The organism is Flavobacterium sp. HTF (assembly GCF_003105115.1).
In the GTDB taxonomy this organism is placed as follows: Bacteria; Bacteroidota; Bacteroidia; order Flavobacteriales; family Flavobacteriaceae; genus Flavobacterium.
In genome coordinates this window covers 1-12,995 of sequence record NZ_QETH01000048.1, presented here as the reverse complement: position 1 = coordinate 12,995, position 12,995 = coordinate 1, and the positions used below count along the sequence as shown (strand labels likewise).

The following is a 12,995-nucleotide window of genomic DNA, read 5'->3' as shown; positions in this document are numbered from 1 at the left end:
TAAAAATATTGTTAAAATTAACATAAATAAAATATTTTATACAAACTACTCAAAAACTTAAACAAACGACATAAAACAATCAACATTATGTTTTACGAAAACGTTCTACCCGAAAAATAAACCATCATTTGTCTTTTTTTTCAAAATTTTATTCAAAAGAATTGTGTTTTACCAACTAATTGTTTAAAGTTGCATAATCTTTACAAAAAGGCCTTACAGCAGTACCTAATCCCCAAAAATAAAGTTGAACGAAATTCAAAAATTAAAATTTGACATAAAACTGCAAAATCATATTTGGTTTTGGGGTAGCTATTTTACTCTTAACTTTTTAAGATGGGGAGCCTATTTCAATGATTATCCTTATTCATTCAAGTCAAATCTTATTGAATTTTCCCTGCACATTCCTTTGGTCTATTTTAATCTTTTCATTTTAGTCCCGACATTCGTCCTGAAACAAAAATATATACAATATACTTTTTCACTGATCGCGAGCCTCTTCGGGATATATTTATTAAAAACAGCACTTACCTATTATATAATTTCAGAAAACATATGGCCTGAAGCAAATCGTGAATACCATCCTTTTGAGATCAATCACATTGTTGCGGTTTGTATTGGAGAACTATATGTATTGGCAATGGCATCTTCAGTATACCTTACTCTGACCTGGCTGAGAGAACGTGAAAGAAATAGATCTTTGAGAGAAAATCAGTTTAAAATCAAGTTGAAATACCTTGAAAACCAGATTCAGCCACATTTTTTCTTTAATACTTTAAACAATCTGTATGCGTTATCATTAGAATCATCAAATAAAGTTCCCGATGTTATTATCAAATTATCGAACTTGATGGAATATGTGCTTTATGATGTCAAAGGAACCAAATTTGTACCGCTGATAAAAGAAATAGATTATATTCAGAATTACATTGAAATAGAGAAGTTACGCTTTGAGAATGTAGAAGTTACCATAAATCTGGAATCTGATATAGAGGACGTTATTGTACCACCGCTAATCTTTATTTCGTTGGTCGAAAATGCATTTAAACATGGGGGCTTAAACAATAAAAACCTGAAAATTAAAATCAATTGCAAAGTTATCGATAATCAAATGTTAGATTTTGAAATCCTAAATAATTTTGTAAATTCACATAGTCTTAACCTTAAAAAAGGTATCGGACTGACTAATACCAAAAAGAGATTAAAACTAATTTACAAAAGCAATTTTAGTTTAAAACACACAACAAAACTTAATTACTATATAATCCGTTTGCAAATACCTATCCGTAATGAAAATTAAATGTGTATTGATTGATGATGAGCCGCTCGCTATCAAAGTCCTGCAAAATTATTTTACCAATTTTACGGACTTCGAAGTGGTAGCCACATTTAATAATTCTTTAGAAGCTCTCGATTTTATAAACAGTAATCCTGTTGATGCGGTCTTTTTAGATATTAACATGCCTATGATGACCGGTTTTGAATTAATTAGCTTAATCGAAAACAAAACCAAAGTCATTATTACCACTGCCTTTCGCGAATTTGCTGCAGAAAGTTATGACCTTGATGTTCTGGATTATTTGGTAAAACCAATTCCGCTGCCAAGATTTATAAAATGCATCAATAAAATAACAACCGAATTCAACCTTAAAAACAATATAAAAGTAGAAACTTCAAAAGGCGATTCGCATATTTTTATCAAGGTCGATAAAAAGATGATGAAAATTAATATTGAAGAGATTTTGTTTGTTGAAGGAATGAAAGAATACATCAAAGTCGTTACGCCCGATAAGACCTACATCACTCACAAATCCTTAACTTCCTTGTCTGAAGAACTACCTTCAGATCGTTTTTTACGAATCCATAAATCGTATACTATTGCTCTCAACAAGGTCAAATCTATTGAAGGAAACCGTATTCAGATCCAATCTTACACGATTCCGATTGGCAGAAACTACAGTAAAGAAGTAAAAAACAAAATTTTGGAATAAAATTCTTTCTGATCCTGTTTTATAAGTAAGTAAAAATTAACACATTGTTGAAAAAATGATGTTGTTGGTTTAAATTTAACATTATTTGTGTCTTTTTATTTTTTTTTGATACATGTAACAAATATATTTACGGTCTTCAAAAAACATAAATAAAAATTAACCTTTACTACTATTATGAGTTCAGAAAATGTACAAACCAAGTGGGGGCAATTTATCTCTTTGATAATCGTCTTCTTCTTTTGGGGTTTTGTAGGGTCAGCAAATGATATCCTTATCCCAGTATTCAAAAAAGTATTTACTTTATCACAGGTTCAGTCACAATTGGTTGCGTGGGCATTTTATGCTGCGTATTTTGTCGGATCAATCATCTTCTTTTTAGTATCTCTAAAATCAGATGTTTTACAAAAATTTGGATACAAAAAAACACTTTCTGCCGGATTACTCCTATCTGCATTTGGTTCCTTTTTATTTGTTCCTGCAGCAACAATGCAAAGTTTCCCTTTCTTCTTAACGGCTTTATTTACTGTAGGATTAGGGTTTTCAATCCAGCAAATTGTTGCTAATCCGTTAGCTATTAAAATGGGAAGCCCTGAAACCGGAGCTCACCGTTTAACTTTAGCAGGTGGTGTAAACTCTTTCGGAACAACAATTGGTGCAATCTTATTAGGAATTGCTCTTTTTGGAATGGGAGACAACAAAAAAACAAACCTTTCTCTTGAAGATATTAAATTACCATTCATAATTCTGGGTCTTGCGTTTATCATCGTTGCCATTTTTATGTATTTTTCTAAAATTGAAGATCCTGCAAAAATAGAGGAAGCTCAAATTGAACACAAACACGCTTCATTCAACATCCTTGATTATCCTCAGTTATACTTAGGAATGTTAGGGATTTTCATTTATGTTGGAACTGAGGTTACTATAATCAGTAATTTACCGGCACTTCTGCATACTAGTGAATTCGGAAATATCCTTGAAGATGCAATTGCTCCGTTTATCGCTCTTTACTGGGGAAGTTTAATGATTGGCCGTTGGAATGGTGGTGTAAATGTTTTCAATACATCAAACCTTGTTAACACTGCGCTTAAATTTATTGTACCGGCACTTGCATTTGGAGTAATTATTGGAGCAAATATTTTTGCAGCACACGACGTTTCTGCATTCTATATTTACCCAATCTGGATTCTATTATTTATTGCCGTAAGTTTTGTAGGTGGTAAAAATGCCGGAAAAACATTAATGCTTTTCGGAATTTCAGGTTTATTAATGATGGTTTTAGGTTTAGTTTGGCCAGATCCATCAATTGCTAAATTCTTCTTTATCTCAGGCGGATTATTCTTATCTATCATGTGGCCTTCAATCTTCGATTTAGCAATCGCAGGCTTAGGAAAAAACACAGGAAAAGCTTCGTCTTTCCTGATCATGATGATTCTTGGAGGTGGAGTTATTCCATTAGTACAAGGAAGTATCTGTGATTTAGATGCAACAAATCCAAACGGAATCTTTGGAATTACATACACTCACTTCTCTTATATAGTACCACTTCTTGGTTTTGCTTATTTAGCATTTTATGGCTTCTATTGCCCTAAAATTTTAAAGAAACAAGGAGTTAGCCATATTATCAGCGAAGGCGGAGGACACTAATCTCAGAAATATAAAAAAAATCCCGTTTTTACTTCACTAGTAAAAACGGGATTTTTTTTGTTTCAATATTTTATTTAGCAGTCATAACTGCATTTAAATTCTTCTTAAACAAAGCTTTATTTTGATCTGATAAAACATATACCACATCCTTATCAGCATGCACGATAACTTTATCAATATTAGCCTCCAAAAGCGCTTTTGGATCTTTTATTCTCAACGTACACGCACCATCAAAAAAACCATCTTCCTCTATAACTTTTTTGGCCTGAATAATCGTTCCGTCATTTAATATCGCCGAAATTGTCATTTCCTTGTTCAGTGTTTTTGAATAAAATCCATCCATCACCAGCATTAACCGATACGAGTTCCTTAATTCAGGACCTTTAAACTCATGCCTGGTAATATTATAACGCAAACCTTTGGCCAAAGTCTGAAACTTTACAGAACAATCCAGTTCATAAGTCGCTACATCACCCGCTTCATTTACACTCGTTAACACCCTAGCCTGCGCATTTGACTCAACAGTAGCTATAAAAAACATCAAAACAATCAATAACTTTTTCATATACAGAGTTTTACAGTATATAAAAATAAAAAAAAACGCTGTCTTTCTGACGAAAACAGCGCTTTAATTTTTATAAAGTATTGAGTATTACTTATTTCCTTTTTCAAAATCAGCAACAAACTGTGCCAATCCGATATCTGTCAATGGGTGTTTCAACAAACCATAAATAGCAGAAAGAGGTCCTGTCATAACGTCTGCACCAATTTTAGCACAATTTACAATATGCATTGTGTGACGAACAGAAGCAGCTAAAATTTGAGTTTCATAACCGTAGTTATCATAGATTTCTCTAATTTCCTGAATCAGGTTCAAACCGTCTGTAGAAACATCATCCAAACGACCAATAAACGGAGAAACATAAGTTGCACCCGCTTTAGCAGCCAATAGAGCCTGTCCTGCAGAAAACACAAGAGTTACATTTGTTTTAATTCCTTTATCAGAAAAATGTTTTGCAGCCATTACACCTTCTTTAGTCATTGGCAATTTTACCACGATTTGATCATGTAATTCAGCCAATTCCTCTCCTTCTTTCACCATTCCTTCAAAATCCAGTGCATTAACTTCAGCACTCACATCACCTTCAACAAGATTACAAATATCAACGTAATGCTTCAAAATATTATTTTTTCCGGTAATACCTTCCTTTGCCATCAACGATGGATTAGTAGTTACACCATCCAAAACACCCAAAGCCTGTGCTTCTTTAATCTGTGCTAAATTAGCTGTGTCAATAAAAAATTTCATATTTATTTATATTTAATTGTGTTATTATCTGGGCGTGACCCCATCCCGATAAGAGGGCAAACTTACTTTGAGACTACCTGCCCTCTTATCGGGATACGGTCGGGCTATACGCTCCGCCCCGGCGGATTGCTTCTATCCCTCACGCATACAGCCGCAAATTTACAACATATAAACGTGTTATTATAAATATCGAAAATCAATTTTTCTGTAATTTATATTAAGTGGTAAAAGTAAAGTTTTAAATTTTTAATTCAAAATAAATGCAAGTTGGAGAAATAGCATTTGAAAAACAGTTTGTTAGAAAACAAAGAATAACCGAATTAAAACCAAAAACCTATAACAGAGTCGTAAATAAAAAAGCCTTCGCTAAACCGAAGGCAATTTATGGAGATTTAAAATTATTATTTTTTTACAGCTTATAATGATTCATCAGCATCTTTTCATAAACCGTATCAGGAAGAATTCGTTTTAGTACAATTGAAAATTTCTGCATAAAAACACCCACTTTGTAGTGTACACTTGGTTTCTTAGTCTGTATGATTTTATAGATAGCTTCAGCCATTTCATTCGGATTACTTCCTGCATCTACATGTTCGTTCATCGTTGACAAGGTGTCACCGTACACTTTCTCATAAGCAGAACCGGAAATTACAGGTGCATGATAGCGCCCTGCAGCAATATTCGTTGCAAAATCACCAGGAGCAACGTTCGTAATATTAATCCCGAAAGATTTTACCTCCATACGTAACGCTTCGGTTATCAATTCCAAAGCTCCTTTTGAAGCAGAATAAACACTTCTGTAAGGCAGTCCCATATAACCGGCGATAGAAGTAATATTGATAATCAGACCTGATTTTTGCTCGCGCATTTTTGGCAAGGCTGCTTTCATCACTTCAATAGGTCCAAAGAAATTAGTTTCAAAATTATTTTTGATTTCTTCCATCGGAATTTCTTCCAAAGGCCCGGTAATTCCAACTCCGGCATTATTAATCACTACATCAAGCCTTCCTGTTGCCTCAATAATTTCATTTACCGCTTTTTTAACAGACTCTGCATTGCGAACATCTAAAGCCACCAAAGGAAAAACAGAATTTATTACTTTTTCAGGATTTCGGCTGGTGCCATAAACAACATATCCTTTTTGATGCAAAAATTCTCCAATAGATTTTCCGATTCCTGATGATCCTCCGGTAATTAAAACGACTTTGCTCATTTGTAGGTTAGATGTTAAATGTTATAAGTTAAAGTGATTGCCTTCGAATAGAATTTAGAACTGTTAGATAAAAACTTCTAACCTTTCACATATAACTCCTAACTTCCGACAGAGTCAAAAATAAAAAAATCTTCCATAAGGAAGATTACAAATTAAATTTATTCTAAAAAAAGTGGCAAGCGACCTACATCGCACCGCTCAACCACGTACCCTTGCTATGTTCCCATCCTGGGGGAGTCTGCAGGAGCTGGTCGTGTAGGACTTGCCGGTGCAAATATACAATCTTTTTATATTTTTGCAAGAGCTTTGTTGCTATAAAAATATCGTCGTATATTGGCTTATTCAAATTTTTAACTATGAAAAAATATAACTTCCTAACTGTCATTTTATTAGGAATCACATTAATTGGATGTAACGGTGCAAAAAAAGGTGAAAATTCTTTATTCACTATTGATGATTCTGCTTTTCCGGCACATTTTACATCAAAAGAAGCTGTTTCTATTGCCATTTTAAATCCAAATTCTAAAGAAATTGATAGTACGGTTTACTTTGTAAACGATAAAAAAGTGGGAAGCACAAAAGGTGCTGAGAAATTCAAATTTGAATTAAAAGATCAAAAATTAGGTTATCAATACCTAAAAGCTACCGCTTATTTTGGTTCTGAATGGTCAGATGCTACCAAAAGAATCGAATTGGTTTCTGACATCGAGCCTAAATTATTAAACTATAAAATTGTAAATACCTATCCGCACGATACAAAAGCTTTTACAGAAGGCCTGGAGTTTTACAATGGTTCTTTATTTGAAAGTACAGGTCAAAAAGGCGATTCTTATTTTAGAGAAGTTGATTATAAAACCGGAAAAGTAATTACACAGGTTGACCTTCCTAAAGAATATTTTGGAGAAGGAATTACTTTTATCAACGGTAAAATATTTCAGTTATCATGGCAGGAAAACACAGGTTTTATCTATGATGCCAAGACTTTTAAGCTTGAAAAAACCTTTAAATATGATAAAGAAATTGAAGGCTGGGGAATGACAAATGACGGAAAGTACATTTATCGTTCTGACGGAACGGAAAAAATCTGGAAAATGGAACCTGATACACAAAAACTGATCGATTACATCAATGTTTATTCGGGAACGTCAAAAATCAAAGTTCTTAATGAACTGGAATACATTAACGGAAAAATTTACGCTAATGTTTGGCAAAAAGATGCTATTGCTGTTATAAATCCAATTTCCGGAGCTGTTGAAGGCATTTTGAACATGTCCGGTTTACGTAAATTTATCAAACATCCTCAAGCTGAAGTTTTAAACGGAATTGCTTATAATCCAAAAACCAAAACCATTTTTGTGACTGGGAAATACTGGGAAAAATTGTTTGAAATATCAGTTTCTGAATAACATCAGAGTCAATTTTATTCAACATGAATTTCACAAATTATCACTAATCAATTCGTGCTAATTTGTGAAATTTGTGTTTTAATTTTATACTGCAAACAATAAATTACCCTTAAATTCAATAATACTAAAATGATAACTTTAATTAAAAATATAAAAGAACTGCTTCAGGTTCGCGAAACTTCTGTCTCTAAAGTGTCAGGAGCAGAAATGGATGTTCTTCCAACACTAAAAAATGCTTTTCTGGTTTTAGAAGATAATTTAATCGCTGATTTTGGTGAAATGAGTAATCTTCCTGAAGTACAGGCTGATAAAATTATTGATGCCACAGGAAAAATCATATTACCATCCTGGTGCGACAGCCACACACATATTGTTTACGCAGGCAATCGCGAGCAGGAATTTGTAGACCGAATTAATGGGTTTACTTATGAAGAAATCGCTAATCGCGGCGGCGGAATCCTAAATTCGGCCAAAAAACTCAATGAAACTTCGGAAGAAGAAATTTACGAACAGTCAAAACTTCGACTTGAAGAAGTAATGCTTTTAGGAACAGGAGCCGTAGAAATAAAGTCCGGTTACGGACTTACTGTTGACGGTGAATTAAAAATGTTGCGTGTTATTAAAAAACTGGCCGCAAATTACCCTGTTACGATAAAATCTACATTTTTGGGTGCACATGCTTTTCCTCTTCATTATAAGGAAAACAAATCAGGCTATATTGATGAAATTATAACTAAAATGCTCCCGGAAATCGCAAAAGACAAACTGGCTGATTATGTTGACATTTTTTGCGAAACGGATTATTTTTCGGTCGAGGAAACCGAAAAAATCATGAAGGCCGGAATAGAACATGGCCTAAAACCAAAAATTCACGTTAACCAGTTTAATTCCATTGGCGGCATACAGGCTGGAATCAAATTTGGAGCTCTTTCTGTAGATCATCTTGAAATTATGAACCCGGAAGACATTGAAGCTTTAAAAAATACAGAAACAATGCCTGTGGCTTTACCATCATGTTCTTATTTTTTGAGCATTCCTTATACACCGGCACGCGAAATGATAAAAGCAGGTTTGCCTTTAGCATTAGCGACAGATTTTAACCCCGGCTCTACTCCATCCGGTAATATGAATTTTGTGGTCGCTACGGCCTGTATCAAAATGAAAATGACTCCGGAAGAAGCTATAAATGCTGCTACGATAAACGGTGCTTATGCAATGGGGATTTCAGAAACCCACGGAAGTATTACCAAAGGTAAAAAAGCTAATTTAATCCTGACAAAACCTATTACTTCCTATTATCAGATTCCGTATGCTTTTGGAAGCAACCTGATTGAAAGCGTTTTTGTCGAAGGGGAAATTTTCAAATAAAATACCAAACTTATAAATACTAAAAAAGGGCTGTGAAAAATTTCGCAGCCCTTTTTTAGTGTATTTCAAAAGTCTTATCTTAAAGAAAAACTTGTTTTAGAAACTAATTCATCATTATCAAAAACATTGATAAAGTAAGTTCCTTTTGCGAAATCTTTTCCTGGAAGATCCTGTACTACATTTACAGATTTGTTTTCGTATTGTACAGTAGTCTTAAAACTATAAGTCAATGTGTTCTCACCAAAACTTTCCGTTTTTTTATCTCCTAAAACATTGTTTTTAGCATCGATAACCTGAACATAATACGTTTTATCACCAGATTTTGCGATTTGATTTTCAGCAATTGTAAAACTGATTTTTAAAACATCAGCACGGCTTGCTTTGTCAGTTTCAATTTGTTTTCCTGAGCTTTTAAGTTTGTAAGCTGCAGTTTTTGTATTCAAAATTGATAACTTAGATCCTTTTTCTACAGTTTTAGCCAGTTCTTCGTTTTGACCAACTAATACTTCATTATATTTTTTTGATTCTCCTAAAACGACAATAGTACTATCTCTCTGAACTGTTAAAACACCATTTTGTTTTTTCAATTCATCATTTTCAGCAACTAAAGTTTTCATTTTAGCCTGCATCCCCTGAACCTGGTTTCTGTATTTAGATACATCTCCTTTAGATTTATTTAAATCATCCATCAAAGCTACTACTTTATCTCTTTCCTGAATTAATTCATCCGACATTGAAGTGTTTTCAGCAATTGCAGCATCATATGTTGCTTTCAACTCCTGTAAATCCTTCATTACAGATTCTTTTTCAGTTAAAGTAGAAGTTAGTTCTGTCTTAACTACGTCTGTATCAGAAGACAATTTAAAAATATACACTAAGCTACCAATAAGTAGGACTGCTAAAACAGCGATTACCGCCTTTAGACTCGAGTTGTTGTTGTTCTTTGGGTTTTCCATATTTAATAATTTTCTTTAAAAACAAATTTAATAATTAATATATCGTAATAACGTAAGTTAACACAATTATATTATTTTTGGTCTATAATTTTTTTTTATGGAGAAATTAATCCCTTTTACTATAAATGATTTAGCAAAAGTCACAAATCACCGAAGTGGTGAAATAAAATTCGGAGAAAAAATGATTATTATTCCAAAAGGAGTTGAAATCATTAATTTTCTAAAAGAAAGCGAAGCTAAATATGTGCTTTTGGGAATTCCCGAAGATATTGGCGTACGCGCAAATTATGGAAGGCCCGGTACTGCCTCGGCCTGGGAAAGTGCCATAAAAGGTATAGCCAATATACAGCACAATCGTTTTGCAAAAGGAAGCCAGATTATTGTTTTAGGACAGATTAATGTTGCTGACGAAATGCGCGATGTAGAAAACCTTGATTTTAATGATATTGATGATCGTTCGAAATTAAGTCAGTTGGTTGAAAGAATTGACAAAGAAGTTTCTCATATTATTTTTACTATTATTAAAGCCGGAAAAACTCCTATTATTATTGGAGGAGGTCATAATAATGCTTACGGAAATATTAAAGGTTCGGCTCTGGCCAAAGGAAAACCAATTAACGCCATCAATTTTGATGCTCATTCTGATTTTAGAATCCTGGAAGGCCGTCACAGCGGAAATGGTTTCTCTTATGCGTATGAAGAAGGCTTCCTGAAAAAATATTTCATTTTTGGCTTACACGAAAATTACACTTCCAAAAGCGTCCTTGATATTATAAAGAAACTCGAAGACCGCGTACGCTTCAATACTTACGACAGTGTCAATATTCGTAAGGAGAAAGACTTCAATAACGAAATGATTCATGCTTTGGATTTTATAAAGTCTGATCCTTTTGGAATTGAAATTGATCTTGACGCTATACCCAATATTGCCAGCAGCGCGATGACAATCAGTGGGTTTTCGATAGAAGAATTACGTCAGTTTGTTTCATTTTTCGGAGAACATAAAAATGCGGCTTATTTGCATATTTGCGAAGGTGCCCCGGATTTGGATCAGTCTCCAAATAATCATTTAATTGGAAAACTAATTGGTTATTTAATAACCGATTTCATTAAAGCAAACAACGAAAAAATTTAATTTCTATAGATTATAACCTCCAAAAACCGGGCGTTTCACCAAATAAAACCGGATTCAAAGAAACGATTGACTGAATAAACCTATCTTTGCACAGAATTTTAGTACTTATAACTAAAATTCTTAATACCTAAGATATGTTATTCGAAGATTTATCACTTTCAAAAAGTATACAAAAAGCCGTATTTGAAGAAGGCTACCTTAACCCCACCCCTATTCAGGAACAGTCTATTCCGATCGTTTTATCGGGGAGGGATTTAATTGGCTGCGCACAGACTGGTACAGGAAAAACGGCTGCATTTGCTATTCCGATTATACACCAGCTGCACCGAATTGTAGGTTCATCAAAAAAAGCAAAACAAATACGTGCCCTTATAGTTACTCCAACACGTGAATTAGCGGTTCAGATTGGTCAAAGTTTTGACACTTATTCAAAATATACCAACTTAACACAATTGACAATTTTTGGCGGAGTTTCACAAAATCCACAGGTAGATGCATTAAAGCAGGGAGTTGATATATTAGTAGCTACTCCCGGAAGATTATTAGACTTGCAAAAACAAGGTTTTCTTGATTTAGACCATCTTCATACTTTAGTTCTGGATGAAGCTGATCAAATGCTGGACATGGGTTTTATAAACGATGTAAAAAAGATTGTAAAACTAACTCCCAAAAATCGCCAGACGTTACTATTCTCGGCAACAATGCCTATCGCAATTCGTGAATTGGCAGAAATGTTTTTGCAGGATCCTGCAAAAGTCGAAGTTTCTCCGGTTTCTTCAACTGCTGAAACTGTAGAACAACGCATTTATTTTGTGGAGAAAACTGAAAAAAGAAATTTACTTTATCATTTAATCAAAAACGAAAATTTATCAAATGTTTTGGTGTTTTCAAGAACCAAACATGGTGCTGATAATGTGGTAAAAGCCCTTCGTAAAAAAGACATCCCTGCCGAAGCAATTCACGGAGATAAATCACAAAACGCAAGACAACGTGTTTTGGATGCCTTTAAAAATAAAGAAGTTGGTGTACTTGTGGCTACAGATATTGCTGCCAGAGGAATTGATATCGATCAGTTACCATTTGTAATTAATTTTGATTTACCAAATATTCCTGAAACCTACGTACACCGAATCGGAAGAACAGGCCGTGCAGGAAATGGCGGAATAGCAATTTCATTTTGTGGTAAAGATGAAGAGCCTTATTGGAAAGACATCCAGAAACTAATAAAGGTTGATGTAAAAACCATTACAGATCATCCGTATCAGTGGCATTCGGGAAGTCCGGAGGCAACAACTGAAAAGCCTAAAAATTCTAACCGAAGCGGCGGAGCCCACAAATCGAGAAAATCAAATGCTTCTAAGCAAAATAAAAAACGTTGGTATTAACACCCAACGTTTTTTGTTTCACATATTAAGTAATTAATTATTTTAAAGAGTTTGACCGGTTCAAACGGTTTAATGATTATATCATTCATACCTGAAGAAATAGCTTCGTCTGTAATTTCATCTTTATCAAAAGCTGTTAACGCTACAATTGGTGTTTTTATCCCGAGCTGGCGTATTCTTTTTGTTGTTTCGAATCCATTCATCAGCGGCATGTTTATATCCATCAGAATGAGGTCGAAATATTCATTATCAAGAATTTGCAGTGCTCCAAAACCATCATCTACCACTTTGCAGACATAATTATTTTTCTCAATTATTTTTTTGGTGACCAGCTGATTGATCACATTATCTTCAACGACCAGTATTTTAAATACTTCATCTGAGGTCAGATCCACCTGAATTTCGTCTATAATTTTTTTTGTTTTTACAGGATCAGATTCAAACGGAATTGTAAATGTAAAAGATGTTCCTTCTCCTATATCACTTTTACGGTTTTAAATTCAGCAAAAAAGTCATTCAAAACACCTTTTTTTCCTAAGAATTTAATACGGAATGCTTCTAGTTCAGCTGCGTTTTCTGTCGAAAAAGCTT

The 12,995-nt window shown here is 33.8% G+C and carries 12 protein-coding genes, 1 other RNA gene and 1 pseudogene; 7 read left to right on the top strand and 7 right to left on the bottom strand.

Features of this window, described 5'->3' with window-relative positions; all coding sequences use genetic code 11:
• Positions 1 to 244: 244 nt before the first annotated feature.
• The 3 genes from DCO46_RS14405 (at position 245) to DCO46_RS14395 (ending at position 3,632) form a co-directional block, all read left to right on the top strand.
• Positions 245 to 1,297: a sensor histidine kinase gene (locus DCO46_RS14405; RefSeq protein WP_116753214.1), complete on the top strand. Its 1,053-nt coding sequence runs from the start codon at positions 245 to 247 to the stop codon at positions 1,295 to 1,297.
• Positions 1,287 to 1,988, top strand: coding sequence for a LytR/AlgR family response regulator transcription factor (locus DCO46_RS14400; protein WP_116753213.1), 702 nt, complete (start codon positions 1,287 to 1,289; stop codon positions 1,986 to 1,988). Before DCO46_RS14405 ends, DCO46_RS14400 begins: the two co-directional genes overlap by 11 nt.
• A 174-nt stretch (positions 1,989 to 2,162) precedes the next feature.
• Positions 2,163 to 3,632 (top strand): MFS transporter, encoded by a 1,470-nt coding sequence (locus DCO46_RS14395; RefSeq protein ID WP_116753212.1) that lies wholly within the window; start codon positions 2,163 to 2,165, stop codon positions 3,630 to 3,632.
• A 70-nt stretch (positions 3,633 to 3,702) separates the two neighbouring features.
• Here DCO46_RS14395 and DCO46_RS14390 read toward each other — a convergent pair whose 3' ends face one another.
• From DCO46_RS14390 to ffs, 4 genes are all read right to left on the bottom strand, one after another.
• The gene (locus DCO46_RS14390) at positions 3,703 to 4,197 is read right to left on the bottom strand and encodes a hypothetical protein (RefSeq protein ID WP_116753211.1); all 495 of its coding nucleotides are present in this window, start codon (positions 4,195 to 4,197) and stop codon (positions 3,703 to 3,705) included.
• Between the two features lie 87 nt (positions 4,198 to 4,284).
• Entirely contained in the window at positions 4,285 to 4,941 is a 657-nt protein-coding gene (gene fsa / locus DCO46_RS14385) for a fructose-6-phosphate aldolase (RefSeq protein WP_116753210.1), read from the bottom strand.
• Positions 4,942 to 5,350: 409 nt separating this feature from the next.
• Positions 5,351 to 6,154 carry an SDR family oxidoreductase gene (locus DCO46_RS14380; RefSeq protein WP_116753209.1) on the bottom strand — a complete coding sequence of 268 codons (804 nt, stop codon included), beginning with the start codon at positions 6,152 to 6,154 and terminating at the stop codon, positions 5,351 to 5,353.
• 170 nt (positions 6,155 to 6,324) lie between these two features.
• Positions 6,325 to 6,422, bottom strand: an RNA gene (ffs, locus tag DCO46_RS14375) — signal recognition particle sRNA small type.
• A gap of 88 nt (positions 6,423 to 6,510) precedes the next feature.
• On the opposite strand from ffs, the gene DCO46_RS14370 reads away from it, so the two are divergent.
• Complete coding sequence (locus tag DCO46_RS14370; RefSeq protein ID WP_116753208.1) at positions 6,511 to 7,560, top strand: glutaminyl-peptide cyclotransferase; 1,050 nt, start codon at positions 6,511 to 6,513, stop codon at positions 7,558 to 7,560.
• Between the two features lie 129 nt (positions 7,561 to 7,689).
• A complete protein-coding gene (gene hutI, locus DCO46_RS14365) occupies positions 7,690 to 8,928 on the top strand; it encodes an imidazolonepropionase (RefSeq protein WP_116753207.1) in 1,239 nt (412 codons plus the stop codon).
• 74 nt (positions 8,929 to 9,002) lie between these two features.
• Here hutI and DCO46_RS14360 read toward each other — a convergent pair whose 3' ends face one another.
• Positions 9,003 to 9,884 carry a hypothetical protein gene (locus DCO46_RS14360; protein ID WP_116753206.1) on the bottom strand — a complete coding sequence of 294 codons (882 nt, stop codon included), beginning with the start codon at positions 9,882 to 9,884 and terminating at the stop codon, positions 9,003 to 9,005.
• A gap of 97 nt (positions 9,885 to 9,981) precedes the next feature.
• On the opposite strand from DCO46_RS14360, the gene DCO46_RS14355 reads away from it, so the two are divergent.
• On the top strand, positions 9,982 to 11,019 hold the full coding sequence (locus DCO46_RS14355; protein ID WP_116753205.1) for a formimidoylglutamase: 1,038 nt from the start codon (positions 9,982 to 9,984) through the stop codon (positions 11,017 to 11,019).
• A 134-nt stretch (positions 11,020 to 11,153) separates the two neighbouring features.
• Entirely contained in the window at positions 11,154 to 12,404 is a 1,251-nt protein-coding gene (locus tag DCO46_RS14350) for a DEAD/DEAH box helicase (RefSeq protein WP_116753204.1), read from the top strand.
• Here DCO46_RS14350 and DCO46_RS14345 read toward each other — a convergent pair.
• The gene (locus tag DCO46_RS14345; protein ID WP_243416320.1) at positions 12,401 to 12,799 is read right to left on the bottom strand and encodes a response regulator; all 399 of its coding nucleotides are present in this window, start codon (positions 12,797 to 12,799) and stop codon (positions 12,401 to 12,403) included. The two genes, DCO46_RS14350 and DCO46_RS14345, sit on opposite strands and share 4 nt — an antisense overlap.
• Positions 12,800 to 12,891: 92 nt before the next feature.
• Positions 12,892 to 12,995 (bottom strand): annotated as a pseudogene (locus DCO46_RS14340) (phenylalanine--tRNA ligase subunit alpha); the annotation flags it as partial.

What these genes read in the sequence shown, in the direction of transcription:
- DCO46_RS14400 (WP_116753213.1), top strand. Translation starts at nt 1,287, where the DNA reads ATGAAAATTAAATGTGTATTGATTGATGATGAGCCGCTCGCTATCAAA.
- DCO46_RS14395 (WP_116753212.1), top strand. Translation starts at nt 2,163, where the DNA reads ATGAGTTCAGAAAATGTACAAACCAAGTGGGGGCAATTTATCTCTTTG.
- DCO46_RS14390 (WP_116753211.1), bottom strand. Translation starts at nt 4,197, where the DNA reads ATGAAAAAGTTATTGATTGTTTTGATGTTTTTTATAGCTACTGTTGAG.
- fsa (WP_116753210.1), bottom strand. Translation starts at nt 4,941, where the DNA reads ATGAAATTTTTTATTGACACAGCTAATTTAGCACAGATTAAAGAAGCA.
- DCO46_RS14380 (WP_116753209.1), bottom strand. Translation starts at nt 6,154, where the DNA reads ATGAGCAAAGTCGTTTTAATTACCGGAGGATCATCAGGAATCGGAAAA.
- DCO46_RS14370 (WP_116753208.1), top strand. Translation starts at nt 6,511, where the DNA reads ATGAAAAAATATAACTTCCTAACTGTCATTTTATTAGGAATCACATTA.
- hutI (WP_116753207.1), top strand. Translation starts at nt 7,690, where the DNA reads ATGATAACTTTAATTAAAAATATAAAAGAACTGCTTCAGGTTCGCGAA.
- DCO46_RS14360 (WP_116753206.1), bottom strand. Translation starts at nt 9,884, where the DNA reads ATGGAAAACCCAAAGAACAACAACAACTCGAGTCTAAAGGCGGTAATC.
- DCO46_RS14355 (WP_116753205.1), top strand. Translation starts at nt 9,982, where the DNA reads ATGGAGAAATTAATCCCTTTTACTATAAATGATTTAGCAAAAGTCACA.
- DCO46_RS14350 (WP_116753204.1), top strand. Translation starts at nt 11,154, where the DNA reads ATGTTATTCGAAGATTTATCACTTTCAAAAAGTATACAAAAAGCCGTA.